25 protein-coding genes and 1 tRNA gene are annotated in these 24410 nt (G+C 70.5%); 19 read left to right on the top strand and 7 right to left on the bottom strand.

The window, feature by feature from the left end:
- Nucleotides 1-38 precede the first annotated feature (38 nt).
- Nucleotides 39-109 (bottom strand) — tRNA-Gln (locus ACT01A_RS10920).
- 77 nt (nt 110-186) lie between these two features.
- Here ACT01A_RS10920 and glmU point away from each other — a divergent pair.
- The 3 genes from glmU to ACT01A_RS10905 all read left to right on the top strand — a co-directional run bounded on the left by glmU (nt 187) and on the right by ACT01A_RS10905 (nt 2976).
- Nucleotides 187-1506 carry a bifunctional UDP-N-acetylglucosamine diphosphorylase/glucosamine-1-phosphate N-acetyltransferase GlmU gene (gene glmU, locus ACT01A_RS10915; protein WP_445152280.1) on the top strand — a complete coding sequence of 440 codons (1320 nt, stop codon included), beginning with the start codon at nt 187-189 and terminating at the stop codon, nt 1504-1506.
- Nucleotides 1507-1624: 118 nt separating this feature from the next.
- Nucleotides 1625-2602 carry a ribose-phosphate diphosphokinase gene (locus tag ACT01A_RS10910; protein WP_445152820.1) on the top strand — a complete coding sequence of 326 codons (978 nt, stop codon included), beginning with the start codon at nt 1625-1627 and terminating at the stop codon, nt 2600-2602.
- A 56-nt stretch (nt 2603-2658) separates the two neighbouring features.
- On the top strand, nt 2659-2976 hold the full coding sequence (locus ACT01A_RS10905; RefSeq protein ID WP_445152279.1) for a hypothetical protein: 318 nt from the start codon (nt 2659-2661) through the stop codon (nt 2974-2976).
- Nucleotide 2977: 1 nt separating this feature from the next.
- Here the strand turns inward: ACT01A_RS10905 and ACT01A_RS10900 are convergent, their stop codons facing one another.
- On the bottom strand, nt 2978-3277 hold the full coding sequence (locus ACT01A_RS10900; RefSeq protein ID WP_445152278.1) for a DUF4235 domain-containing protein: 300 nt from the start codon (nt 3275-3277) through the stop codon (nt 2978-2980).
- Nucleotides 3278-3389: 112 nt separating this feature from the next.
- Between ACT01A_RS10900 and ACT01A_RS10895 the strand changes: the two genes are divergently transcribed.
- From ACT01A_RS10895 to ACT01A_RS10825, 15 genes are all read left to right on the top strand, one after another.
- Entirely contained in the window at nt 3390-4106 is a 717-nt protein-coding gene (locus ACT01A_RS10895) for a hypothetical protein (protein WP_445152277.1), read from the top strand.
- A gap of 13 nt (nt 4107-4119) precedes the next feature.
- Nucleotides 4120-4578 carry a hypothetical protein gene (locus tag ACT01A_RS10890; protein ID WP_445152276.1) on the top strand — a complete coding sequence of 153 codons (459 nt, stop codon included), beginning with the start codon at nt 4120-4122 and terminating at the stop codon, nt 4576-4578.
- A 75-nt stretch (nt 4579-4653) separates the two neighbouring features.
- Entirely contained in the window at nt 4654-6561 is a 1908-nt protein-coding gene (locus tag ACT01A_RS10885; RefSeq protein ID WP_445152275.1) for a glycoside hydrolase family 2 protein, read from the top strand.
- Between the two features lie 60 nt (nt 6562-6621).
- The gene (locus ACT01A_RS10880; RefSeq protein WP_445152274.1) at nt 6622-7614 is read left to right on the top strand and encodes a hypothetical protein; all 993 of its coding nucleotides are present in this window, start codon (nt 6622-6624) and stop codon (nt 7612-7614) included.
- Between the two features lie 72 nt (nt 7615-7686).
- On the top strand, nt 7687-8538 hold the full coding sequence (locus ACT01A_RS10875; RefSeq protein WP_445152273.1) for a hypothetical protein: 852 nt from the start codon (nt 7687-7689) through the stop codon (nt 8536-8538).
- Between the two features lie 83 nt (nt 8539-8621).
- Nucleotides 8622-9299 (top strand): 50S ribosomal protein L25, encoded by a 678-nt coding sequence (locus ACT01A_RS10870; protein ID WP_445152272.1) that lies wholly within the window; start codon nt 8622-8624, stop codon nt 9297-9299.
- 114 nt (nt 9300-9413) lie between these two features.
- Nucleotides 9414-9959: an aminoacyl-tRNA hydrolase gene (gene pth, locus ACT01A_RS10865; RefSeq protein WP_445152271.1), complete on the top strand. Its 546-nt coding sequence runs from the start codon at nt 9414-9416 to the stop codon at nt 9957-9959.
- On the top strand, nt 9937-11145 hold the full coding sequence (locus tag ACT01A_RS10860) for a multidrug effflux MFS transporter (protein ID WP_445152270.1): 1209 nt from the start codon (nt 9937-9939) through the stop codon (nt 11143-11145). The genes pth and ACT01A_RS10860 overlap by 23 nt, the downstream gene beginning before the upstream one ends.
- A gap of 54 nt (nt 11146-11199) precedes the next feature.
- Complete coding sequence (locus tag ACT01A_RS10855) at nt 11200-12729, top strand: hypothetical protein (protein WP_445152269.1); 1530 nt, start codon at nt 11200-11202, stop codon at nt 12727-12729.
- Between the two features lie 55 nt (nt 12730-12784).
- On the top strand, nt 12785-16183 hold the full coding sequence (gene mfd, locus ACT01A_RS10850; protein ID WP_445152268.1) for a transcription-repair coupling factor: 3399 nt from the start codon (nt 12785-12787) through the stop codon (nt 16181-16183).
- Between the two features lie 126 nt (nt 16184-16309).
- A complete protein-coding gene (locus ACT01A_RS10845; RefSeq protein WP_445152267.1) occupies nt 16310-17464 on the top strand; it encodes a peptidyl-prolyl cis-trans isomerase in 1155 nt (384 codons plus the stop codon).
- 78 nt (nt 17465-17542) lie between these two features.
- Complete coding sequence (gene mazG, locus ACT01A_RS10840; protein ID WP_445152266.1) at nt 17543-18337, top strand: nucleoside triphosphate pyrophosphohydrolase; 795 nt, start codon at nt 17543-17545, stop codon at nt 18335-18337.
- Entirely contained in the window at nt 18334-19608 is a 1275-nt protein-coding gene (gene eno, locus ACT01A_RS10835) for a phosphopyruvate hydratase (protein WP_445152265.1), read from the top strand. The genes mazG and eno overlap by 4 nt, the downstream gene beginning before the upstream one ends.
- 97 nt (nt 19609-19705) lie before the next feature.
- Nucleotides 19706-20095, top strand: a complete 390-nt coding sequence (locus tag ACT01A_RS10830; protein ID WP_445152264.1) for an FtsB family cell division protein — start codon at nt 19706-19708, stop codon at nt 20093-20095.
- Between the two features lie 28 nt (nt 20096-20123).
- A complete protein-coding gene (locus ACT01A_RS10825) occupies nt 20124-20459 on the top strand; it encodes a hypothetical protein (RefSeq protein WP_445152263.1) in 336 nt (111 codons plus the stop codon).
- Between the two features lie 4 nt (nt 20460-20463).
- Here the strand turns inward: ACT01A_RS10825 and ACT01A_RS10820 are convergent, their stop codons facing one another.
- Nucleotides 20464-21243 (bottom strand): GNAT family N-acetyltransferase, encoded by a 780-nt coding sequence (locus ACT01A_RS10820; RefSeq protein WP_445152262.1) that lies wholly within the window; start codon nt 21241-21243, stop codon nt 20464-20466.
- 46 nt (nt 21244-21289) lie between these two features.
- Nucleotides 21290-21775, bottom strand: a complete 486-nt coding sequence (locus tag ACT01A_RS10815) for a hypothetical protein (protein WP_445152261.1) — start codon at nt 21773-21775, stop codon at nt 21290-21292.
- Nucleotides 21776-22078: 303 nt separating this feature from the next.
- Between ACT01A_RS10815 and csrA the strand changes: the two genes are divergently transcribed.
- Nucleotides 22079-22330 (top strand): carbon storage regulator CsrA, encoded by a 252-nt coding sequence (gene csrA, locus ACT01A_RS10810; protein WP_445152260.1) that lies wholly within the window; start codon nt 22079-22081, stop codon nt 22328-22330.
- A gap of 36 nt (nt 22331-22366) precedes the next feature.
- Here the strand turns inward: csrA and ACT01A_RS10805 are convergent, their stop codons facing one another.
- The 3 genes from ACT01A_RS10805 to ACT01A_RS10795 form a co-directional block, all read right to left on the bottom strand.
- Nucleotides 22367-22606: a hypothetical protein gene (locus ACT01A_RS10805; protein ID WP_445152259.1), complete on the bottom strand. Its 240-nt coding sequence runs from the start codon at nt 22604-22606 to the stop codon at nt 22367-22369.
- Between the two features lie 12 nt (nt 22607-22618).
- Complete coding sequence (locus ACT01A_RS10800; protein ID WP_445152258.1) at nt 22619-23116, bottom strand: thermonuclease family protein; 498 nt, start codon at nt 23114-23116, stop codon at nt 22619-22621.
- A gap of 146 nt (nt 23117-23262) precedes the next feature.
- A complete protein-coding gene (locus tag ACT01A_RS10795) occupies nt 23263-24354 on the bottom strand; it encodes a class I fructose-bisphosphate aldolase (RefSeq protein WP_445152257.1) in 1092 nt (363 codons plus the stop codon).
- Nucleotides 24355-24410 lie beyond the last annotated feature (56 nt).

The following is a 24410-nucleotide window of genomic DNA, read 5'->3' as shown; positions in this document are numbered from 1 at the left end:
GTCCGGCGTGAGCGCCTGGACGTCACGCGGACCAAAGGCTGGGGAGCAGGGATTCGAACCCCGACTAGATCGGCCAAAGCGACCTGTGCTGCCATTACACCACTCCCCAGTGCATTGGGATACCGCACCTCCATTCAAGCGCACGGCGAACCCGATCTCCACGCTCGCTCTCTAGCCTTGCGCTCCGTGACCTCCTTCAGCGCCGTGGTGATGGCCGCCGGACAGGGAACGCGGATGAAGTCCGCGACGCCCAAGGTCCTGCACGAGATCTGTGGACGGCCGATGGTCGCGTGGCCGATCGTGGCCGCCCAGGAGGCCGGCGCGACCCGCGTCGTGGTCGTCGCGTCGCCGAACGTGGACCTGACGTCGGCGCTGCCCGAAGGGACCCGCACCGCGACGCAGCCGGTGCCCGACGGGACCGGCGGCGCGGTGCTCGCGGCGCTGCCCGAGACCGAGCCTGGCGCGCCTGTCGTGGTGCTCAGCGGCGACGTCCCGCTGGTCAGCGCGGCCGCGATCCAGGAGCTGGTCGCCGCGCACCTGGGCTCGGGTGCCGCCGCCACGATGGCGACCACGATCCTCGATGACCCCGCCGGCTACGGGCGCGTCGTGCGCGACGCGGTCGGCCACGTCGAGAAGGTCGTCGAGACCAAGGCCGACGGCGACGCCACGGCGCAGGAGCTGGAGATCCGCGAGATCAACACGGGGATCTACTGCTTCGACCACGCCGCGCTCGCCGACGCCCTGCCGCGCGTCGGCACCGACAACGCGCAGAACGAGAAGTACCTGCCCGAGGTTCTGACGCTGCTCAGAGACGACCGCAAGATCGTCGCCGCCCACATCGTCGACGACCCCGCGCTCGTCCTCGGCGTCAACGACCGTGTGCAGCTGGCCGAGGTCACCGCGCTCGCCCAGCGCCGGATCCTCGAGGACCACATGCGCAACGGCGTCACGGTGATCGACCCGGCATCGACCTACGTCGACGCCGCGACGACCATCGGTCAGGACACCACGCTGGAGCCCGCGACCACGATCAAGGGCGCGACGAAGATCGGCGCAAATTGCGTGGTCCGCAACTCCTACCTCGACGCGGTCACGCTGGAGGACGGGGTGACCGTCGGGCCCTTCGCCTACCTGCGGCCCGGCACCGTCCTGCGCAACGGCGCAAAGGCCGGGACGTTCGTCGAGATCAAGAACTCCGACATCGGCGAAGGCACGAAGGTCCCGCATCTCAGCTACATCGGGGACGCCGACGTCGGGCCCGGCACCAACCTCGGCGCGGCGACGATCACCGCCAACTACGACTCCAAGTCGAAGTCCAAGTCCCGCACGACGATCGGGGAAGGGGTCAAGACGTCGGTGGACACCACCCTGGTCGCCCCCGTTATCCTCGGCGACGGCGCCTACACGGCCGCCGGGTCGGTCGTCACCAACGACGTCCCCGCCCGCGCGCTCGCCGTCGCCCGCGCCAGGCAGCGCAACGTCGAAGGCTACGCGGACCGCGAGTAGAACTCAGAACATGGGCACCAGCATCCAGATGCCGCTCGACGCGTCGGGCCGGGCGATTACGATGGAGCGCGACGTGAGCACCCCGACGCGGACGATGCCGGTGGCCACCAGCCTTCCGATCGACTACGACAAGCGGCTGATGCTGTTCTCGGGGCGCGCCAACCCCGAGTTGGCCGCGAAGATCGGCAGCAAGCTGGGAGTCGACCTCGGCCCGATCACACTCAAGACCTTCAAGAACGGCGAGGTCTACTGCCGCTATGAGGAGTCGATCCGCGGCGCGGACGTCTTCCTCATCCAGCCGATCTGCGGCAACCCGGAGACGGGCATCAGCACCAACGACGCGCTGATGGAGCTGCTGGTGATGATCGACGCGGCGATCGGGGCCTCGGCCCACCGCGTGATCGCCGTCACGCCCTGGTACGGCTACTCGCGCCAGGACAAGAAGTCCGCGCCGCGCGAGCCGATCAGCGCGCGCCTGGTCGCCCGGATGCTCGAGGCCGCGGGTGCTGACCGCGTCCTGACGATGGACCTCCACGCCGGCCAGGTCCAGGGCTTCTTCAACATTCCGGTCGACCACATGACCGCGCTGATGATGCTCACCCAGCACTTCGACGACATGCAGCTCGACGACCTCGTCGTTGTCGCGCCGGACGCCGGGCGCGTCAAGTTGAACAAGAAGTTCGCGTCGAAGATCGGCGCCGAGCTGGCGATCCTCGACAAGGAGCGCCCGGCCCAGCAGGTCGCCGAGATCGGCTATGTGATCGGCGACGTCAAGGGCAAGACCGCGATCATCGTCGACGACATGATCGACACCGCAGGGACGCTGAAGGCCGCCGCCCACACCGTCCGCGACGAGGGCGCCGAGCGGGTCTTCGCCGCCGCCACGCACCCGGTCTTCAGCGGCAACGCCTATGAGAACCTCGAGGCCGCGGGCTTCGAGAAGATCGTCGTCACCGACACGATCCCGCTGCGCCCCGGCGCGCCGGAGAACATCCAGCTGCTGTCCTGCGCGGACCTGCTGACCGACTCGATCCGCCGCATCTTCACCGACGACAGCGTCAGTGAGGTCTTCGGCGGAGAGAACCAGCTGTTCTGATGGCCTGCTACGTCCTCGGCATCTCCGCTGCGGGCGGAGAGAACCAGCTGTTCTAGGTGACCTCCACCGCCGCGGCGCTCCTGCAGGACCGCCTCGGCTTGACCGATGACGAGCTGCTCGCCGCCCTCGGGGCCGATCCGCTGGAGCTCATCGGCGGTGACCTCGACCACAAGCCCCAGCTGCCGCTGCTGCTCACGCTGACCGAGGATGCGGCCGAGCGGGCGGGGGAGGGCGTCCTCAAGCGCTGGCTCCGCGCCTCCGGCCGCCACGGCCGCCCGATCGACCTGCTCACGGCCCAGGACTACGGCGCCTTTGAAGACGCGCTGGAGGACCTCCGCGAGCGCGGCTTCGTCGTGCGGGCGAGCGGCCGCTGAGCTAGCGGCCGACCGCCTCGGCGGCCTGCGACTTCTCCTGCTTCTTGTCGCCCGGCCAGACCCCGAAGAGGTGGTCCCAACCCTTGGCGCCGGCGCGGTCGACGGCGGCGCGGGTGACCTTGAAGGTGACGCCCTGGACGGCGGCGGCGGCGAGCACCTTGGTCCAGTCGGCCTCCTTGGTCGTCGGCTTCGGCGGCTCCTCCTTATCGAAGAGGCTCCAGACCGTGTCGAAGAGCTTCTTGGAGACGAAGCCCGCCAGGATCCCGAGGATGATCCCGAACGGCTTGTAGATCAGCTTCATACCGGCAACCTACCCGCCGCGCTGGCCACCCAACTGCCCATTCGGCTCTGGAGATTCCGACCGGCTGTCCGATGTAATGGGGTACACCTCGCAGCAGAATCGAGGAGGCGTGATGGAACCCCAGCACGAAGACGGCGACGCGGACGACCTGCTCCGCCGTGCCCTGTTGGACCCCGACGCGGCCGCTGCGGTCGCGCTGAAGGTCAACGGGCTCGCGCTGGCCGACGCGCTCACGGTCGTCTTCCACGGCCGGCGCGACCTCGGCACGATCCAGACCTACGTCGCCAACGGCGGCCACGGCTCCGGGGAGAAGCTCGGCGTCCGCGACCTCTTGCGCGTCCCGATCGACCTCGACCTCGCCGAGACCCACACGCGCTCGGAGGCCCAGGAGGCCTACGCCGCGCAGGCCCGGACGCTGCGCGACGCGCTCCAGGCCGCCGACACCGTCCTGGCGATCTGGGCCGAGCCGCTGGAGAAGGTCGCCGAGTCCTACGTGACGCTCGTGCGCTCCGTCGACCTCGACGTCCCGCTGCCCGCTCACCGCCTGATGCCGATCGCGCTCGTGGCGCCCGAGAAGCACCTCACGGTCGTCCCCGTCTGCGGCGCCCGGACGCTTGCCGAAGGCCGGCCGCCGATGGGCATCGCCTGCGCCCAGCAGGACGTCGCGCACGTCTACCCGCTGCCCGAGGAGCCCGAGTCGGCGCTCACCGACTTCATCGAGCGCGCCGCCGACCACGCCCGCCGCATGGCCGACCGCCTCGACGCCCAGGAGCGCTCCGTGCAGCGCTTCCTGGAGATCAACGGCGACGACTTCCCGCAGGCGGGTTAGTGTCCGCGGCGGAGTGCCCGCCACACGCAACCGCCGCCGTCTGCTCGCCATCGCCGTCCCTGCGACCGTCGTCGTCCTGCTCGTCGGCTTCCTCGCCGCGCGCTGGCTGACGACCGAGAACCGCGAGCGCGACGCGATCTTCACGCTGTTGGAGCGTCAGGCGGCGGGAGACGAGCAGGGCGTCCTGAAGCAGCTCCACGACTGCGACGCGGCGTGCACCGCCAAGGTCCGCGCCTTCCTGCCGCGCGTCACGGGCACGGGCAAGGTCAAGATCGCCCGCCTGGACTCCGGCACCTCCTACTCCTTCGGCACCAAGACCGGCGCGACGCGCGTCGTCTGGGTTCACGGCGTCGACGCGCGCCCGATCGTCCAGTGCGTGACGGTTCGCCGCCACGGGGGCCCGCTGACCGGTCGCTCCGTTAGCCTCCTGCGCCTTAGCGCGCCGCTGGCCGACAACGAGGGCTCCTGCTGATCTAAAGCGTCACGGGAACTCTCGGAGGCGGCCGACCGCAACGCGCGACTCCCCCTCGTGTTGACCCTCCCCGAGATGCCCCGACGCCTGCTCAAGCTGTCCCTCCTCGCCGTGCTCGCGCTCGCGCTGCCCGGCGCCGCCGTCACCGCCCACGCCCAGACGCCTGAGGCCAACGCGGCCCAGGCCGACGGCCTCCAGCAGAAGACGCTGTATGAGACCGGCGCCTCCGGCCGCTTCCTGATGGGCGGTCAGTGGCAGTTCAAGCTCGACCCGTCCGGCAACGGCTCGGTCGCCGACTTCGCCGCCAACGCCTCCACCACGGGTTGGGCCAACGTCGCCGTCCCGAACGCCTGGAACGCCAAGGACTACTCGGACGCCTCGTTCACCGGTGGCGTCGGCTGGTACCGCAAGGCCTTCCACCTGCCGTCGGCCAAGAAGGCCTTCCAGTGGATCGTCCGCTTCGAGTCGGTCAACTACCGCGCCCGGGTCTACCTCAACGGCAAGCTGGTCGGCAAGAACACCGGCGCCTACCTGCCGTTCGAGATCCGCCTGCCCAACGGCTACCTCAAGCGCGGCGGCACGAACCTGCTCGCGGTCCGCGTCGACTCGCGCCGCTTCCCGACCGACTTCCCGCCGTCCGGCCTCTCGTCGACCGGCGTCCCGACCGGCGGCTGGTGGAACTACGGCGGCCTCCTGCGCGAGGTCTACCTGCGCGAGGTCGACTCGGTCGACATCAAGGACGTCGCGGTCCTGCCCGACCTGCCGTGCGGCTCCTGCGACGCCTCGCTGACCTACCGGGCCACGCTGCGCAACTACGGTGACAAGGCCAAGAAGATCAAGCTCCGCGCGCGGCTCGGCGCGAAGACGATCGGTCTGGGCGAGACGACGCTCGCACCCGGGGAGGCCCGGAAGTTCTCGCGCAAGATCGGCGTGAAGAACCCGAAGACGTGGTCGCCGACCTCGCCCTACCTCTACAACACGTCGATCACCGCGCGGTCGGGCGACGACGCGCTGCAGACCTACACGGTGCGCACGGGCATCCGCTCGATCAAGGTCGTCGACGGTCACCTGATGCTCAACGGCAAGCCGCTGCACTTCCGCGGCTTCGGCACCCACGAGGACTCGCTCGACAAGGGCTTCGCGATCGACGACGCGCAGCGCGAGCAGCAGATCCAGTGGGCGCGAGAGGCGGGCGCGACGCTGCTGCGCAGCCACTACCCGCTGCACCCCTACTACTACGAGCGCCTCGACGAGCTGGGCATGCTCGCCTGGACCGAGGTCCCGGTCTACTCGGTCAAGACCCAGTACCTCAAGAAGCGCATCGTCCGCCAGCTCGCGGCCAAGGAGCTGGAGAGCGCGGTCCGCACGAACATCAACCACCCGTCGATCATCGTGTGGTCGGCCGGCAACGAGCTCAGCGCGCGTCCTGGTCCGGTGCAGGGCTATTACATCGACCGCGCGGTCAAGCTCGCCAAGTCGATCGATCCGACGCGCCCGGTCGGTCTCGCGGTCGCCGGCTACCCGAGCGCCGGCTGCCAGCCCGAGTACGGCCCGCTGGACGTGATCGGCATCAACGAGTACTTCGGCTGGTACTCGGGCCCCAACGGCCAGATCGCCGATCAGACGACGCTGAGCGACTACCTCGACTCGGTCCGCCAGTGCTATCCGAACAAGGCGATCGTGATCACCGAGAGCGGCGCGGAGGCCAACCGCTCCGGCCCGGTCGAGGAGCGCGGGACCTACGAGTTCCAGCAGGCGTTCATCAACTATCACTACGGGATCTACGCCACCAAGCCGTGGCTCTCGGGCGCGATCTGGTGGACGCTCGAGGAGTTCGCGGTCAAGCCCGGCTGGGAGGGCGGCAACCCGTGGCCGGCGCCGCCGATCCACCAGAAGGGCCTGATCACGATGGCGGGCGTCAAGAAGCCAGCGTTCGCCGACATGCAGCGGATCTACAAGGGCACGGTCCAATGGGGGCCGTGACCGTTCCAGGCGTCTGATCCTTAAGCGCGCTTGATCCAGAGCCGGGTATGTTTCCCGGTCATGGGTCGAGTGCGCACGAGGAGAGCGCTGACGGTTGGCGCTGCGGTCTTGGCCGCGGCGGCGGCGGGATGCGGAAGCGACGACGACAAGGCCGCTGAGAAGCCGGCTGCACAGGCGAGCCCGCCAGCAGCCACGGCGACGACGCCCGCGCCGGCGGCCTCCGCTGACGCGGCGCCGGACACCTCGACGCCCGCCGAGCCCACCGACTCCGTCCCGGCCGCCAGCGACCCGATCAGCCGCGCGGCCGCGGTTGCCCTGCGCCACAAGGGCGGGATCGCGGTGTCGATCCGCGGCACGATCGAGAACAAGGGCGCGACGACGACGGTCAACGGCAAGGGCTCGATCGACCGCCGCTCCAACCGCGGCACGTTCGCGAGCACGACCGGCATCAACGGCCAGTCGCTCGCCGTCCGACAGGTGATGGACGGCAAGGCGGTCTACCTCACCTCCGACGCCTTCAAGGGCCGCCTGCCGGGCGGGAAGTCGTGGATGAGGATCGACCTCGCCGAAGCGGCCAAGACCTCGAACTTCGACCTCTCGGCGTTCGGCACCAACGGCCCCTCGCAGGACCCCTCGCAGGTGCTCGACTACCTCGCCGGCGCTGGCAAGGCCACCAAGGCCGGGACCGAGACCGTGCGCGGCAAGAAGGCCACGCGCTACCGCATCACCGCTGACCTCAAGCAGGCCAAGGCGCGCACGAAGACCAAGGCGGGCAAAGCCGCGATCGACCAGTTGCTGGCCACGCTCAACGGCACGACCAAGATCCCGGTCGACGTGTGGATCGACGGCCAGAACCGCGTCGTGCGTGAGCGCGTCCGCTACACCGCCGACATCCAGGGCGAGTCCAACGCGATGGACTTCACGACCGATTTCACCCGCTTCGGCGTAGCGGTCGATGCCAACCCACCGTCCGGCAACGACACCGTCGACGGGCTTGAGCTGCTGCGCAAGGCCCAGAAGCTCCGCGAGCAGTCGGGTCAGACGGCGGGCTGAGCGCGCTCCAGATGTGAACCTTCTGTCGACCGGCGGCGTTTTCCCGCCGGTCGACGGGTAGCGTTCTAGGCGATGCGCATCCGTCTGCAGGTCCTGTCCATCGGCCTCGCCGCCGCGCTAGCCGTCTCCGGCTGCGGTGCCGAGGAGTCCGCCAAGAAGGCGGCTTCCGGCGCCAAGAACGCGCTCGACCCGGTGGCGCAAGCCGCCGAGACGACGTCGGCCCAGAAGGGCGGGATCGCGATGACCATGAAGGGCTCGGTCAACGCCGCCGGCCAGGACGTCCCGCTGGAGGGCAGCGGCAAGGTCGACCGCAGCGGCAAGAAGGGCACGTTCTCCTTCACGACCTCGATCTCCGGCAAGTCGGTGAAGATGGACGAGATCATCGACAACAAGATCGTCTACATCGGCAGCGACCTGTTCGCGGGGCTGCCGGGCGGCAAGCGCTGGGTGAAGGTCGACATCAGCGCCGAGGCGTCCAAGCTCGGCATCGACCTCGGCTCGCTCGGCGCCGGCACGACGCAGGACCCGGCCGCGGCGCTGGACTACCTCAAGGGCGCGGGCGAGTCCCGCGAGGTCGGGACCGCGACGATCAACGGCACCAAGACCACCCAGTACCACGTCGACGTCGACCTCCGGAAGGTCGCCGCCAAGAGCGGTGACGACGAGGCCAAGAAGGGCGTCGAGAAGCTGATCCAGATGACCGGCACCGCGACGATCCCGGTCGACGTCTGGGTCGACGACCAGCACCTCGTCCGCCGCGAGAAGCTCGCCTACGACACGACCGTGCAGGGCCAGAAGTCCTCCTTCGACTTCACGATCGACATCACCAAGTACGGGATCGACGTCGACGCCAAGGCGCCGCCGGCCGACCAGGTCGCGGACTTCGCCGACGTGCTCGGCGGAGCCGGCACGACCAACGGCTGAGAGCCTTTCGCCAGGTTCAAACCGTTCGGGCCCGGAGGGAGGGGCGGTTTCGCGCGGCCCTTCGCTACCATCCTTCGCCGCCCATGGCCTCCCAGAACACGAAGCTCGACGTCCACGCCCGCGAGGCGGCCCATTCCCGTGAAACCCGCCGTCTGCGCCGCTCCGGCCAGGTGCCCGGCGTGCTCTACGGCGGCAACGAGGGCCCCGTCTCCTTCGCCGTGGCTGAGCGCACCCTGCGCCACGCGCTGGCCGCCAAGGGCGCCGTGCTGGAGCTCACGATCGACGGTGGCGAGTCCACGCCCGCCGTCCTCAAGGACGCCCAGCGCCACCCGGTGCGCGGCGAGCTCATGCACGTCGACCTGCTGCGCGTCGACCTCAAGGTCGCCATCCAGGCGCCCGTCACGGTCGAGCTGATCGGCGGCGATGAGGCCCCGGGCGTCATCGAGGGCGGCATCCTCGAGCACGTCACCCGCGAGGTGAACGTCGAGGCGCTCCCGAACGAGATCCCGGAGACCATCCAGGTCGACGTCTCCAAGATGGAGATGAACGCCACGATCCAGCTCTCCGAGGTCGACCCGCCGAAGGGCATCGTCTTCGTCGACGACCTGGACGCCACGGTCCTCGCCTCGATCACGCCGCCGAGCGTGTCGACCGAGAGCGACGACGCGGTCGAGACCGAGACCGAGGTCGTCGGCGAGAGTGGCGGCGCAGCGGCCGCGGCTGAGGGCGACGAGCCCGCAGCCGACGGCGACTCCGAGTAGCAGGCCGCTCTGAAGCTCCCGGGCCGATCGGGCGGCGGGTCCCATGCGCCACGTTCGCCCAAAGGCGAGCGTGGTGGTCGTCCGGGCGGTGATTGGGCGAGCGGCGTCGACTGGTTGGTCGTCGGGCTCGGCAACCCGGGTACGCAGTACGCCCGCACGCCGCACAACGTCGGCTTCCTGGTCGCCGAGGCGCTGATCGCGCGTTGGGGGCTAGGCAAGCCGAAGAAGGCGTTCGCCGGCCTGTACGCCGACGGGCGCACGATGCCTGGCGGTCCCCGCGTCGGCGTCCTGCTGCCGCAGACCTACATGAACGAGTCGGGCCGCTCCGCCGGCCCGGCCCGCGGCGCGCTGAAGGTCGAGCTCGACCACGTGATTGCCGTCCACGACGAGCTCGACCTCAAGTTCGGCGAGATCCGCACGCGGATGGGCGGCGGCCTGGCCGGCCACAACGGGCTGAAGTCGCTGAAGGCCGGCTTCGCCACACCGGACTTCGCTCGCGTCCGCATCGGCATCGGCCGCCCGGACACGACCGACCCCGAGATCGTCTCCTCCTACGTCCTCGGCCGCTGGCGCCAGCCCGAGGCCGACGTCCGCGACCTCGTCGACCGCGCCGCCGACGCGGTCGAGCGGATCATCGATGGCCGCGACGCGCTCGGCTAACGCCGCCGCCGCGCCCGGCCGCACCACGCTGGTCGTCGTCCTTGGCGCGCTGAGCGCGTTCGGGCCGCTGTCGATCGACATGTACTTGCCGGCGCTGCCGGCGATGGGCGACGACCTGAACGCGGCGCCGTCATTGGTGCAGCTGACGCTGACCGCGTGCCTGCTCGGCTTGGCGGCGGGGCAGCTGCTCGGCGGGCCGATCAGCGACGCGCGGGGGCGGCGGGCGCCGCTGCTGGCGGGGCTGGCGGTCTACGTGGTCGCGTCGGTTGCGTGCGCGCTGGCGCCGTCGGTCGCCGTGCTGATCGCCTGCCGCCTGCTGCAAGGCGCGGCGGGTGCGTTCGGGATCGTCATCGGGCGCGCGGTGGTCCGCGACCGCGCCGCGGGCCGTGAGGCGGCGGCGCTGTTTGCCGCGCTGATCCTCGTCAACGGCGTGGCGCCGATCGTCGCGCCCGTGCTCGGCGCCGGGATCCTGCACGTCACCTCGTGGCGCGGCGTCTTCGCGCTGCTGGCGGGGATCGGTGTCGTGCTGGCGATCGCGACCGCGTTGCTGCTGCCCGAGTCGCTCGCGCCAGAGGATCGCCGCCCCGGCGGTCTACGCGACACGCTGCGCACGTTCCGCGCGCTGCTGGCCGACCGGCGCTTCGTCGGCTGCGTGGTGTCCAGCGGCCTGGCCTTCGCCGCGATGTTCGCCTACATCTCGGGCTCGCCGTTCGTGCTGCAAGAGGTCTACGGCGCATCGCCGGGCGTCTTCAGCGCGCTGTTCGCGATCAACGGCCTGGGGATCGTGCTCGCCGGCCGGCTGACCGGCCGCCTCGCGCAGCGCGGCCACGAGCCCGCGCCGCTGATGTGGGCGGGGCTTCTAGGCGTCGCGGGCGGCGGCATCGCGTTGCTGGTCTCGGTGCTGGTCGGGCTCGGGCTGCCCGGCGTGCTGCCGTCGCTGTTCGTGGCCGTCGGGTCGATCGGCGTGATCGTCCCCAACGCGGCGGCGCTGGCGCTCAGCGGCCATCCGTCGACCGCGGGCGCGGCCTCCGGCCTGCTTGGCCTGGCGCAGTTCGCCTTCGGCGCCGCGGCCGCGCCGCTGGTCGGCCTGGCGGGGGAGGACACCGCGGTGCCGATGGCGATCGTGATCGCCGCGCTGGGCCTCGCCGCGCTGGCGACGTTCGCCGCGCTGGTCCGCACGCCGTAGACGATCGTCCAGGAACAGCCTGGCCGCCGCGTTCCCCGCTACGCTCTCCGGCCGATGCGCACCCGCTTGGTCCTGTTCACTGTTGTCATCACCTTGATCGCTGCTGCGTCCGCGAGCGCTGCGCCCGCCGCGACGCTGCCGCAGCGCACGGTCGTCGGCCCGGACCAGGGCGTCCAGGCGTCGGTCGCGGGCACGTCGGTGACGATCCGCTTCACCGGCGTGTCCGCCGCGTGGGGCAAGAAGCGCGCGGGCAAGCAGGCGCTGGTCTCGTGCGAGCGCTCGCCCGCGCTGGGCCTGCTGTTCCGCGAGGGCGACGCGGGCTCGTCGCTGGGCGGCGACGGCTCCGCGTTCGGCGATGCGTCGTCGGCCAGCTCTGACCTGTCGGAGTACGGGCTGACGCAGCTGTCGTCCTCCGGCGCGTCGGTGAAGGCCAAGGTCGAAGACGCCGCCAAGGTCGACTTCTGCCAGGTGATGACCGACCCGGCGCTCAGCGCCGACATCGCCTGGGCGGCGGTCACCCCGCGCGGCGTGGTCGCGCTGGAGGAGCTGCAGCGCGGGCTGCGGCTGACCGACGTCCTCTACGCGTCAGCTCCCAAGGGCACCTACCGTGCGGCAGCGGACGTCGTCGCGCTCGGCGGCGGCGAGGTCGTCGCGCTGGACGATCCCAACGGCACGCCGCCGGCCGGCAAGATCGGCTACTGGAGCAAGGGCCGCGCGGTGTCGGTGGTGTCCGCGAGCGCGACCGCGCGGCGTGTCGCAATCCAGGACATCGGCGACGGCATGCTGCGCACCAACGCGCTCGACGCGCTGCTCTCCTGGAAGCCGGCGCAGGCTCCGACGGACGACGAGGCGCCGGCGTCGGCCGGGGTGTTCGGCCTCAGCGACACGACCGGCGACAGCGACGACGACAGCGAGAAGCAGCGGGAGAGCCTGTCGGCTGACGAGGGCGTGTTCGCGCACACCGCCGCCGGCAAGGTCGTGTTCCGCTTCACCGGCAAGGCCGCCAAGGTCTACCGTCGGCTGGCGGGCCGTCGCGTCGACGTGATCTGCATCAAGGCGCCGGCGCGGCCGCTGCTGGGCGAGGCGGTGTCGTTCGGTGCGCCGGTGATCTCGCACGCACGCGTCGCGGCGCACGGCGGGACGATCCGCGGCAAGGCCCCGGCCGGCCACGACGACATCTGCGAGATCCAGACCGCGGACGGCGACGAGGTCACCGGCGCCCTGCTGACCCCGGCCGCCCGGCGGTACCTGTTCGACGTCGTCGTGCCGGTGCTGATCCTGCTCGACGGCGACGTCCCGTGGGACATCGCCGCGCGCACCGCGACGCGCTACCCAGGTGTGGCGACGATCCTCTCCTCCCATCCCGGCGTGGTCGGCCTGGGCAGTCCGGGCGCCGCGGTAAAGGCCGGCAAGATCGGCGTCTGGACCGACGCCGACCAGCAGGCGCTGATCGCCTACGGCGGGCCGGACGGCCTCCGCTACGTGATCGCCGACGAGGGCGCCGGGCGGGTCCGCACCAACGTCTTCACCGGGCTGTTGGGCTTGATGGCGAGCCTGACGGGCACGGCGCGGACAACTTCCTAGAATGGGGTGAGCACACCCGGCCGCGCGTCCAGCGCGGTCGCTGCGCATGCCCTACATGTCGCTTCGCCCCCTCCTCACGTACCTCGCCGACGATCCCAGCGGCCCGCCCTTCGCGCGCGAAGGCGGCCGCGCGTTCGTCTCGGCGTCCTACCGCCCGTACGTCATCGGCGCCCTGCTCGATGGCCTCGACGGCCCGATGGCCGGCCGCCCGGCGCTGGTCGTCGCTGCGGACGACCGCCAGGCCCGCGACCTCGCGGCCGACCTGCGCCACTGGCTCGCCCCGCGGCCCGTCCGCTACTACCCGAGTCGTGGCGTGGCCTACGAGTCGCACCTCGCGCCGCCGCCGCACCTCGTCGGCCTGCGCGTGGGCGCCCTGGACGCGCTGCTCACGGCCGAGAACGCGACGAGCGACGCCGACGTCGAGCCGCCGGTCGTCGTGGTCTCCGCCGTCGCGCTGAGCGAGAAGGTCCCCGACCCCAAGCTGCGCCCGAAGTCGTTCCACCTGCGCGTCGGCGACCTCATCGACCTGGAGGAGACCGCCGCCGACCTCGTCGCCGCCGGCTACGAGCGTGTCGACCAGGTCGACGACCGCGGCCAGTTCGCGATCCGCGGCGGGCTGCTGGACGTCTACCCGGCCACCGCCGACCACGCGGTCCGCGTCGACCTCTTCGACATCGAGATCGAGTCGCTGCGCGCGTTCAGCACCTTCACCCAGCGCTCGCTCGGCGAGCTGGACGCGCTGGAGATCGCGCCCGCGGCCGAGCTGTCCGCCGAGCACCGCTCCGCCGCCGAGATCGCCGCGATCTCCGACGCCGAGGACCGCCCGGACGTCGCCGAGCTGCTGCCGGTCGACCAGTTCCACGCCTTCCTGGACCTCGCGCCGGCCGACGCCGCGGTGATCATCGCCGAGGAGGCCGAGCTGCACTCGGCGCTGGCCGACAACTGGCAGGACGTCTGCACCGCGTTCCACACCGGCGACGCGCACGACCTGTACGTCAAGCCCGACGTCGTCGAGGCGGCGCTCGAGGCGCGCGCCCACGCGCGCCTGTCCGCGATCGCCGGCGACCAGCCGTTCGAGTTCCGCGCCCAGGCCGCCGACCTCGCCGCGCGCTCGCTGCGCGAGGCCGAGCCGCAGCTGGAGAAGCACGTGCGCTCCGGCTACCGCACGGTCGTCACCTGGCCGCAGCGCGGGGCGGGGGAGCGCACGGCCTACAACCTCGCCCGCCTGAAGGCGCACTGGCTCGAAGGCGACGGGGTCGGTGGAGACGGCTCCGTGCAGCCGGGCGACCTGCGCTTCGCCGTCGCCACGCTGCGCGACGGCTTCATCGCCGGCGGCCCGCGGATCGCGGTCATCCCCGAGCATCGCCTCTTCCGCCGCAAGCGCTCCGAGCGTGCGGAGGACGGCGCCGGCCGCGCCCGCCGCCGCGGCGCGCTGCGCTCGTTCTCCGACCTGCGCACCGGCGAGCACGTCGTCCACGAGGACCACGGCGTCGCGCGCTTCGCGGGCTTTGAGACCAAGACCGTCGCCGGGGTCACCCGCGACTACCTCCAGCTGGAGTTCGCCGGCAGCGACAAGGTGTACATGCCGGTCGAGCAGCTCGCGAAGATCTCGCGCTACCTCGGCGCGGGCTCCGGCGCGCCGACGCTGAGCAAGCTCGGCGGCAAGGCCTGGGAGACGATGAAGGCGCGCGCCCGTCGCGCCGCCCAAGAGCTCGCCGGGGAGCTGCTCAACCTCTACGCCGAGCGCCGCAAGCGCGCCGGCCACTCCTACCCCGAGGACTCCGAGTGGCTGCGGGAGTTCGAGGCGAAGTTCCCCTACACCGAGACCGCCGACCAGCGCGAGGCGATCGAGAACGTCAAGGGCGACATGGAGTCCGGGACGCCGATGGACCGCCTGATCTGCGGCGACGTCGGCTATGGCAAGACCGAGGTCGCGCTGCGCGCCGCCTTCAAGGCGGCCGACGACGGCAAGCAAGTGTTGGTCCTTGCGCCCACGACGATCCTCGCCCAGCAGCACTTCGGCAACTTCGCCGAGCGCTTGAAGGACTACCCCTTCACGGTCGACCACGTCTCGCGGTTCCGCACGCCGAAGGACCAGAAGGAGGTCGTCAAGGCCTTCAACGAGGGCAAGGTCGACATCCTGATCGGCACCCATCGCCTGCTCGGCCGCGACATGCGCGGCAAGGACATCGGGTTGATCATCGTCGACGAGGAGCAGCGCTTCGGCGTCAAGCAGAAGGAGCTCCTGCGCCAGCTCAAGCTGAAGGTCGACGTCATCGCGATGTCCGCGACGCCGATCCCGCGCACGCTGCAGATGTCGATGGCCGGCATCCGCGACATCTCGGTCATCGAGACGCCGCCGGAGGGCCGCCGCCCGGTCAAGACCTACGTCGGCGAGTACGACGAGGAGCTCGTCAAGCAGGCGATCATGCGCGAGAAGAACCGAGGCGGCCAGGCGTTCTTCGTGCACAACCGCGTGGAGACGATCGACGAGACCGCCGAGCGCCTGCGCGGCCTGTGCCCGGGCGTCTCGTTCGAGGTGGCCCACGGCCAGCTCGACGAGAAGGAGCTGGAGAAGCGCATGATGGCGTTCCTGCGGGGAGACGCCGACGTCTTGGTGGCCACGTCGATCATTGAGTCCGGGATCGACATTCCCCAGGCGAACACGTTGATCGTAGAGCGCTCCGATCTGTTCGGGCTCGCTCAGCTGTACCAGATCCGCGGGCGCGTTGGGCGCTCTCGCGAGAAGGCCTACGCCTACCTCCTCTACCCGGCGCACGCCGCGCTGACCGAGGAGGCGATGAAGCGGATGTCCGCGCTGAGCGACTACACCGAGCTCGGCGCCGGCTTCAAGATCGCGATGCGCGACCTCGAGATCCGCGGCGCCGGCAACCTGCTCGGCGACGAGCAGTCCGGGCACGTCGCGGCGCTCGGCTTCGAGCTCTACATGCAGATGCTCGACGAGGCGGTGGCCGCGGCCGCGGAGGGTCCCGACGACGGCGACATGCCCGAGCCGGTCCGCCTCGACGTCAACGTCGACGCCTACATCCCCGCCGACTACATCGCCTACGAGCAGGCCAAGATCGACGTCCACCGCCGCATCGCCGGCGCTCGCGAGGTCGCCGACCTCGGCGTGCTGCGCGACGAGCTGGAGGATCGCTTCGGCGAGATCCCGCAGCCGCTGGACAACCTTTTGGCCCTCCAGCAGGCACGGATCAAGCTCGGTCAGGCGGGTGCCCGCGCAGTGTCGTTCCGCGGTGGGCGATTGGCCGTGACGCCGGTCGATCTGGACGTGGAACGGGCCAAGCGGCTGAAGGAAGCCCTGCCGGAATCGCTGTACGAGCCTGGTCGTTCGCAACTTTCGGTCAAGGTTCCCGACACGCCGGAAGAGCGCTTCCCGGCGGTCGTGGCGGCCGCAGATGCCCTGCTCGCGGTGGCTTCTGAGGCCGCATAGCCGGTACGGGGCCTGACGACTGGCTCAGGGGTCCTTGACAAATGGACGCAGGTTTAAGGCGCCGTTCATACAGACCCTGGTAGCTTCCGCCGCGCTATGAAAATGCCCCGACGGTATGCGGCGCTCTTGGGCGCCTTTTTCGTGCTCCCCCTTGCCCTGTCCGCCTGTGGCGGCGATGGCGGCGTGCCAGGCAACGCGGTCGTGAAGATCGGCCCGGACACGATCAAGACCTCGTCCTTCGACCACTGGCTGAAGGTTGCCGCGACCGCTCAGCAGCAGCAGACGGGCGCCACGGGTGCGGTGACACTCCCCGACCCGCCGAACTACACGAAGTGCATCGCTCAGAAGAAGAAGACGGCGACCAAGCCCGCCAAGGGCCAGCCGAACCCGACCGATGCCACGTACAAGACCCAGTGCGCGCAGGAGTACTCCACGCTGCGTGACCAGGTCATGCAGTTCCTGATCTCCTCCGCTTGGATCGAGGGCGAGTCGGCCGATCGCGGCGTCAAGGTGTCCGACACCGACGTCAAGAAGGACTTCGACAAGCAGCGCCAGCAGAGCTTCCCGAAGGACACCGACTACTCGGCGTTCCTGAAGTCCTCCGGCTACGTCCAGGAGGACCTGCTGTACCGCGTCAAGGTGCAGTCGCTCTCCCAGAAGCTGCGCACCAAGATCCTCGAGGGCTCCGACAAGGTCTCCTCGGCGCAGATCAGCAACTACTACAACAAGAACAAGGCCCGGTTCGCGCAGCCCGAGAAGCGCGACATCCGGATCGTCTTGACCAAGACCGAGGACCAGGCCAACAAGGCCAAGAAGGCCCTCGAGGCTGGTCAGTCCTGGAAGTCGGTCGCGTCCAAGTACTCGATCGACCAGGGCACGCGCGACAGCGGCGGCCTCCTGGCGGCGGTGCCCAAGGGCCAGCAGGAGAAGGCGCTGGACGACGCGACGTTCAAGGCCTCAAAGGGCGAGATCGGCGGCCCGATCAAGACGCAGTTCGGCTACTACGTCTTCGAGGTCGACAAGATCACGCCGGGCGAGCAGCAGACGCTCAAGCAGTCCGAGGCTTCGATCAAGCAGCTCCTGGTCAGCCAGCAGCAGCAGACGAAGCTCGACGCGTTCGTGAAGAGCTTCCAGAAGAAGTGGAAGGACCGCACGGACTGCCGCAAGGGCTACGCGACGCAGGACTGCAAGAACGCTCCGAAGCAGACGCAGACGACCGCCACGACGGGCTCGCCGTCGACGGCCGCTCCGTCCTCCGGCGGGACGACGACGAACAAGTAGTGGCTGTGTGGCCTGCGGCGGGTGTCTGGGACATCCGCCGCAGGCCGCCGGGCAGGGCGCCATCGCTAGATTGGGCGAATGCCCGCCGATGAGACGCCCGCTGCGGCTGCCGCCGATGCGATCGTCGCGCTCGACGAGCTGACGCGGCGCCTACGGGTCGAGTGCCCGTGGGACCGCGAGCAGGACGAGCGCACGATCGTCCCTCACACGCTGGAAGAGGCCTACGAGCTGGCCGACGCGGCGCAGCGCCGCGACGACGGCAAGCTGCTCGACGAGCTGGGCGACGTGCTCTTCCAGGTCCACTTCCTCTCGCTGCTGCTGGAGGAGCGCGGGGCGGGGTCGCTGGCCGACGTCGCCGAGCACGTGCGCCAGAAGCTGATCCGGCGCCACCCGCACGTCTTCGGCGCGGTGGAGGTCGAGAACGCGGGCGAGGTCCTGAAGAACTGGGACGCGATCAAGGCCACGGAGGACGGCCGCGAGCCCGGCATCTTCGGCGAGGTCCCCGAGAACCTCCCGTCGCTCCTCTACGCCCGCAAGGTGCAGCGGCGCTCGGCGTCGACGGGCTTCGACATGGAGCACGTGCCGTTCGACGCGGTCGCCGGGCAGCTCGAAGTGCTCGAGGCCGCCGCCGACAGCGACGCTCGCTTCGAAGCCGCCGGCGACCTCCTCTTCGCCGCCGTCAACTTGGCGCGCAAGCTGAAGGTCGACCCGGAGCTCGCCCTGCGGTCCTCGGCCGATAGGTTTCGCGCGCGCGTCTCGGCGGCCGAGCAGTTGGCCGAGGCCGAAGGCGCGTCCTGGTCCGAGCTCGACACCGGTCGCCAGGTCAATTACTACGCGCAGGCCCGACTCCAAGAAGAGGACCCGACTCCATGAGCGCCATCGAACGTGTCCACGCCCGGCAGATCCTCGACTCGCGAGGCAACCCGACCGTCGAGGTCGAGCTGGCCCTGCGCAGCGGCGCCACCGGCCGCGCGGCCGTGCCCTCCGGCGCGTCCACCGGTGAGTTCGAGGCCACCGAGCTGCGCGACGGCGGCAGCGAGTGGCTGGGCAAGGGCGTCTCGCAGGCGGTCGGCAACGTCAACGGCGAGATCGCCGAGGCGATCGCCGGCGTCGACGCCGCCGACCAGGCCGGGCTCGACGGCAAGCTGATCGAGCTGGACGGGACGCCGAACAAGTCCCGGCTGGGCGCGAATGCGATCCTCGGCGTGTCCTTGGCCGCCGCGCACGCCGCGGCCGCGGAGGAGGGGCTGCCGCTCTGGCGCTACCTCGGCGGCGAGGGCGCGCACGTCCTGCCGGTGCCGATGATGAACGTGCTCAACGGCGGCGCCCACGCGGACAACAGCGTCGACTTCCAGGAGTTCATGGTCGTGCCCGTCGGCGCGTCGTCCTTCAGCGAGGGCCTGCGCTACGGCGCCGAGGTCTTCCACGCGCTGAAGAAGACGCTGCACGACCGCGGCCTGGGCACGACGGTCGGCGACGAGGGCGGCTTCGCCCCCAACCTGGAGTCCAACGAGGCGGCGCTGCAGCTGCTGGTCGCGGGCATCGAGGCGGCGGGCTACAAGGTCGGCGACGACATCGCGATCGCGCTGGACCCGGCGACCTCGGAGATCTTCGAGGGCGGTGTCTACGACCTCGAGCACGAGGGCCGCAAGCTCTCCTCGGCCGAGCTGGCGTCCTACTGGGCCGAGCTCGCCGGCAAGTACCCCATCCTGTCGATCGAGGACGGCATGGACGAGGAGGACTGGGACGGCTGGAAGACGCTGACCGACGCGATCGGCTCCACCGTCCAGCTCGTTGGCGACGACCTCTTCGTCACCAACGTCGAGCGGTTGCAGCGCGGGATCGACGCCGGCGTCGGCAACTCGATCCTCATCAAGGTCAACCAGATCGGCACGCTGACCGAGACCCTCGCCGCCATCAAGATGGCCCGCGACGCCGGCTACACCGCGGTGATGAGCCACCGCTCCGGCGAGACCGAGGACACGACGATCGCCGACCTCGCCGTCGCAACCGGCTGCGGCCAGATCAAGACCGGCGCGCCCTCCCGCTCCGATCGCGTCGCGAAGTACAACCAGCTCCTGCGCATCGAGGAAGCCCTCGGCACCGACGCGACCTACCCGGGCCGCTCGGTCTTCCGCTCTTAGCGCGCAGCGCCGAGTGGGCGGGCGGGCGGGCGACAACTCCCCGCCCATCCGTCCGCGGCAGGAGGAACGGGGCTCCATAAGGCGAACCGCGCCTTAGATGTCCCCAGCCCGTCAGTCCGCGGCGCACGCGCGCGCCCGTCCCTCCACGCAGCGCCGGGCGCAGCAGCGCCCGCCGCGGCCGCGGGTCGTCGCGGGCGGGGGCCGGGCGATCCGCTGGGATCGCGTCGGCCGGGTCGCGCTGCTGGTCGTGCTGCTCGGGGTCGTCGCGTTGTACGTCGGGCCGTCGATCTCCTTCTTGCACACCTACAAGGAGGCGCAGACGCGCCGTGGCGAGGTGCGGGCCCTGCAGGCCGAGAACGCCCGCCTGCGCGCCCGCAAGCAGGCCCTCAAGAGCCCGGCGACGCTGGAGCGCGAAGCACGCCGCCTCGGGCTCGTGAAGCCCGGCGAGCGGCCCTTCGTCGTCAAGGGCCTCCCGGGCGACAAGTAGCCCGCTAGACCTTCTAGCCTGGCGGCCGATGGGCCGTTTCGAGACGTCGTACTTCCAGTGGCAGGAGGGCGAGCGCCGCGTGCGCGAAGCCCTGCCCGACGAGCGCATGGCGATGGACCGCGTGGTCGATCGCATCTACGCCGAGCTGCACCGCCGCCTCGGCGGGCGCTTCACGATCGACGAGCTCGTCGACCTCTACGAGCAGGGCACCTCCTGGTGCACCGACATCGCCTACGCCGTCGCACCCGGCGCGCCCTGGGCCTGGGACCCACGCACGACCGCCGACGCCGCCTTCGCCCGCTACGTCCGCGAGGCCTCCGACTACGCCGGCGGCCGCCAGATGGACCCGCGGCCGGCGGACTGACGCGTCAGGCCGCGCCCGGGCCGCTGGCCTGCGGCAGGCGTGCGAAGCGCAGGTAGACGCCGAGGGTGCCGGCGGTCTCATAGCCCAGCCGGGCGTACAGGTCCTTGGGCCAGTCGTCAGCGTCGGCGACGATGAAGAGCAGCGTGGGGGAGGCGTCGAGGGCTGCACGGGTGGCGGCGGTGACGATCGCGCGCCCGTAGCCGCGTCCGCGCCACGGCGCCAGCACCACGACGTCCTCGACCTGCGCCTCGTCGCCGCGGACCCAGAGGCGCGCCCAAGCGATGACGCGACCGCCGTCCTCCCGGACCACGAAGCGCCGCTCCTGCGCGCCCGCCGGCCCGTAGTCGCGGTAGTGCTCCAGCAGGTGGCGCCGCGTGCGCGGGTCGCGGCCGTAGGGCGTGTCGGCGTCGGTCCTGAGGTACTCCTCGGTCGCGGCGAGGACGTCGTCGACGGAAGCCTCCTCGACGCCCACGCCCGTGACGGCCTCCGGCGCCGGTCTGCCGCCGAAGACCTGGAAGACGTGCGTGCCGGCCTCGTAGCCCAGCGCGACCAGCCCGTCACGCAGTCGCGCGTCGGCGGCCGGCTCGGCCATCACCCGGCGGTGGGCCATGCCCGCGCCGCCGAGCAGCCGCTCGGCATGGGTGTCGACGCCGGACGCGCTCAGCCCGTCGCCGTCGCCGGCGATCCACAGCATGTTGCGGTCGTAGCAGCGGTCGATCTCGGGGGAGAGATACGCGTCGCCCCAGCCCGCCTCGACGCAGCGCGCCGCTGCGGCCGCATGCATCGCCCGCTCAAACCCGAAGGCGCGTTGCAGCGCCCCCGGCGTGGCGTCAGTCCTCGTCGTCCGCGTCGGCGTCCGCGCCGACGCGCTTGATGACGATCTGGTCGGCCTCGACCGTCACCTCGACCTGGCGGTGGCCCGCCCAGTGCTCGGCGTAGACGCCGTCGTCGGCGATCGCCGGGTCCAGCCACAGGCCGTAACCCTCGTCGCCGTGGTCGAAGGTGCCCTCGTAGGAGGTCGCCTTCTTGGTCCGCGCGCGACCACGGCCGCCGCGACGACCACGACGGCGCTTCGGCGCGCCGTCCTCGTCGGAGGACTCGTCGGACTCTTCGTCCTCGCCCTCCTCGGCCTTGCGCGCGGCCTCGGCCTCGAGCTCGGCGGCGATCAGCGCGTCGTCTTCGGCGCGCAGGTCGATCTCGTCGTCGAAGTCCGCGGCAGCGGCAGCGCCCTCGGGCGCCTCGCCGTCGGGCAGGAGGTCGTTCTCCTTCTTGAACGCCTCGATCTGCTGGACGGTGACCTCCAGCTGATGGGCCACCCAGGCGTCCGTGCGTCCCTGACGCACCCACGTCCGGATCTGATTGAGGTGAGGGCGAAGCGATCGTCTGGCCATGCGAAGATCGCCATCCTAGTCGAGAGTCCGGGCGGTACGTCGGCTCCGTACGTCAGGCTTCAGTCCGATGCCCGACCTCCCACGTCCCGACTTCGCACAGGTATTCGGGGCAAGGTTCGTCAGACGACGACGTTCCCGCATATCAGAGGTTTCACCGCGCTTGCATGTGGGCACCGGCCCTGCGAGTATCGATCGCCCGGTGGCAGGGACGTTGGGAGGCGTCCAACCATGCTCGTACTGACACGAAAGTCCAACCAGAGCATCATGATCGGAGACGACATCGAAGTCTCCGTTCTGTCCATCATGGGCGAGAAGGTGCGCATCGGGATCCAGGCCCCGCGGGACATCCCCGTCTTCCGCAAAGAGGTCTACCTGGAGATCCAGCAGGAGCGCAACGGCGCCGTTGAGGCGACGGACAGCGCCACCGTGCGCGGCGAGGTCGACGAGGCCCTCCGCAAGCTCGGCACCGCGGCCGAATAGCGCCGCGAAGGGGAGGCGGCCCGTTCGGGCCGCCACTCAGCCCATGACGTAGTAGAGCGTCTCGAACATCGCGAACGTCACTGCCACGGCGGTCGCGATGAGGATCAGGTAGAGCACGCCGAAGCGCATCGAGCCGCGCTTGTGCGTCTTGGCCAACTGGCGCTCGCGGGTGCGGCGCTCGGCCTCGCGGCGCAGACGCTCCGCGTTCCCACGGTCCTGTTCCGTCTCGTCGACGAACGCCCTTTCCAGCTGGGCGAGGCTCTGACGCATGCGCATCGGTCCGCAAGGCTACCGCGAACACGCGTTCCATAATCCGCGCCCGGCGCGCCGCGCCTCACCTGCGTCGTAGCGGAACTGCGCGGCGTGGGCGGTGTTCGGCGGGATCGTCAGAGCGGTCGCGTAGCCGTCCAGGACGAGCGACGCGTTGACGAACAGCCCGTCGTCCTCGCGGTAGACATAGGCCAGCAGGCGCCCGTAGCGGTCGCGCTCCTCGGCGTCGCGCACCAGCCGCACGCGCCGTCCAGCCACCAGCTCCTTGTTGCGCGCCGAGGCCTTCTTGCCGAAGCACTCGACCGGCGCCCCGGGCTTGACCGTCTCCGGCGTGTCGACGCCGATGTAGCGCACGCGCTCCTCGTGCCCGCCGAGCGAGACCAGGATCGTGTCGCCGTCGACCACCCGGATCACGCGCGCGCTGGTGGGATCGTCCGGGCCGTCGATCTTCCCCGCCACGAAGCCGCCCGCGACGGCGAGCAGGATGACCAACAGGGGCGCGAAACGACGAAGCACCCGCCGCAACCTAGGTCAGTCCCAGGCGCGACGGGTGCTCCGTTGCAAAACCGTCACGGCCGCGACGCGAAGCCGCGGCCGTCAGGGTGTCCTACGCAGATCGCGACGATCGCCCGACCGTCGCGATCTGCGCTGCGAGGCCTTGCTCAGGCGATCGTGACGTCCTCGTTGAGGTAGACGTCCTGGATCGCGTTCAGCAGCGCGACGCCCTCGGGCATCGGGCGCTGGAAGGCCTTGCGGCCCGAGATCAGACCCGTGCCGCCCGCGCGCTTGTTGATGACCGCGGTCTTCACGGCCTCCGCCAGGTCGGTCTCGCCCGAGGACGCGCCACCGCTGTTGATCAGCGGCGCCCGGCCCATGTAGCAGTTGGCCAGCTGGTAGCGGGTGAGGTCGATCGGGTTGTCGGTCGTCAGCTTCTCGTAGACCAGCTTGTTGGTCTTGCCGTACGAGCCGCCCGCAGCCTTCGCGATCGCCATGTAGCCGCCGTTGTTCTCCGGCAGCTTCTGCTTGATGATGTCGGCCTCGATCGTCACGCCCAGATGGTTGGCCTGGCCCGTGAGGTCGGCGGCGAGGTGGTAGTCCACGCCGTCCTGCTTGAACGCGTCGTTGCGCAGGTAGCACCACAGGACGGTGAAGAGCCCGAGGCGATGGGCCTCCTCGAACGCCCGGGCGACCTCCACGATCTGGCGGTCGCTCTTCTCCGAGCCGAAGTAGATCGTCGCGCCCACGCCCGCGGCGCCCAGCTCGGCGGCCCGCTTCACGGAAGCGAACATGATCTGGTCCGCGCCGTTGGGGTAGGTCAGCAGCTCGTTGTGGTTGAGCTTGACGATGAACGGGATCTTGTGCGCGTACTTGCGCGACACCGCCCCGAGCACGCCGACCGTCGACGCGACGGCGTTGGTCCCGCCCTCGACGGCGAGCTTGACGATGTTGTCGGGGTCGAAGTACGCGGGGTTCGGCGCGAAGGACGCACCGCCCGAGTGCTCGATGCCCTGGTCGACCGGCAGGATCGACACGTAGCCCGTGCCGCCCAGGCGCCCGTGGTCGAACAGCCACTGCAGGTTGCGCAGCACGGTGTTGGAACGATCCGTCGCCGCGTAGATCCGGTCCACGAAGTCCGGGCCGGGCAGATGCAGCTGAGCCGCGTCGATGGTCGTGGAACGATGGTTCAGGAGCAACTCGGCGTCATCGCCGAGCAGCTCTTCCAGACGCGATCCGCTGAGCACGTCGGTGGTCACTGTCAGACCTCCAAAAGAGTCATTGCTTATGCGGTAGATGATAGGCCTCGGTAGGC

The organism is Baekduia sp. Peel2402 (assembly GCF_052567285.1).
This window is presented reverse-complemented; position numbering and strand designations above follow the sequence as displayed.

Coding starts and splice junctions, on each gene's coding strand:
- ACT01A_RS10900 (WP_445152278.1), bottom strand. CDS start 3,277: ATGAAGCTGATCTACAAGCCGTTCGGGATCATCCTCGGGATCCTGGCG.
- ACT01A_RS10895 (WP_445152277.1), top strand. CDS start 3,390: ATGGAACCCCAGCACGAAGACGGCGACGCGGACGACCTGCTCCGCCGT.
- ACT01A_RS10885 (WP_445152275.1), top strand. CDS start 4,654: ATGCCCCGACGCCTGCTCAAGCTGTCCCTCCTCGCCGTGCTCGCGCTC.
- ACT01A_RS10880 (WP_445152274.1), top strand. CDS start 6,622: ATGGGTCGAGTGCGCACGAGGAGAGCGCTGACGGTTGGCGCTGCGGTC.
- ACT01A_RS10875 (WP_445152273.1), top strand. CDS start 7,687: ATGCGCATCCGTCTGCAGGTCCTGTCCATCGGCCTCGCCGCCGCGCTA.
- ACT01A_RS10870 (WP_445152272.1), top strand. CDS start 8,622: ATGGCCTCCCAGAACACGAAGCTCGACGTCCACGCCCGCGAGGCGGCC.
- ACT01A_RS10860 (WP_445152270.1), top strand. CDS start 9,937: ATGGCCGCGACGCGCTCGGCTAACGCCGCCGCCGCGCCCGGCCGCACC.
- ACT01A_RS10855 (WP_445152269.1), top strand. CDS start 11,200: ATGCGCACCCGCTTGGTCCTGTTCACTGTTGTCATCACCTTGATCGCT.
- mfd (WP_445152268.1), top strand. CDS start 12,785: ATGTCGCTTCGCCCCCTCCTCACGTACCTCGCCGACGATCCCAGCGGC.
- mazG (WP_445152266.1), top strand. CDS start 17,543: ATGCCCGCCGATGAGACGCCCGCTGCGGCTGCCGCCGATGCGATCGTC.
- eno (WP_445152265.1), top strand. CDS start 18,334: ATGAGCGCCATCGAACGTGTCCACGCCCGGCAGATCCTCGACTCGCGA.
- ACT01A_RS10830 (WP_445152264.1), top strand. CDS start 19,706: ATGTCCCCAGCCCGTCAGTCCGCGGCGCACGCGCGCGCCCGTCCCTCC.
- ACT01A_RS10825 (WP_445152263.1), top strand. CDS start 20,124: ATGGGCCGTTTCGAGACGTCGTACTTCCAGTGGCAGGAGGGCGAGCGC.
- ACT01A_RS10820 (WP_445152262.1), bottom strand. CDS start 21,243: ATGCATGCGGCCGCAGCGGCGCGCTGCGTCGAGGCGGGCTGGGGCGAC.
- csrA (WP_445152260.1), top strand. CDS start 22,079: ATGCTCGTACTGACACGAAAGTCCAACCAGAGCATCATGATCGGAGAC.
- ACT01A_RS10805 (WP_445152259.1), bottom strand. CDS start 22,606: ATGCGCATGCGTCAGAGCCTCGCCCAGCTGGAAAGGGCGTTCGTCGAC.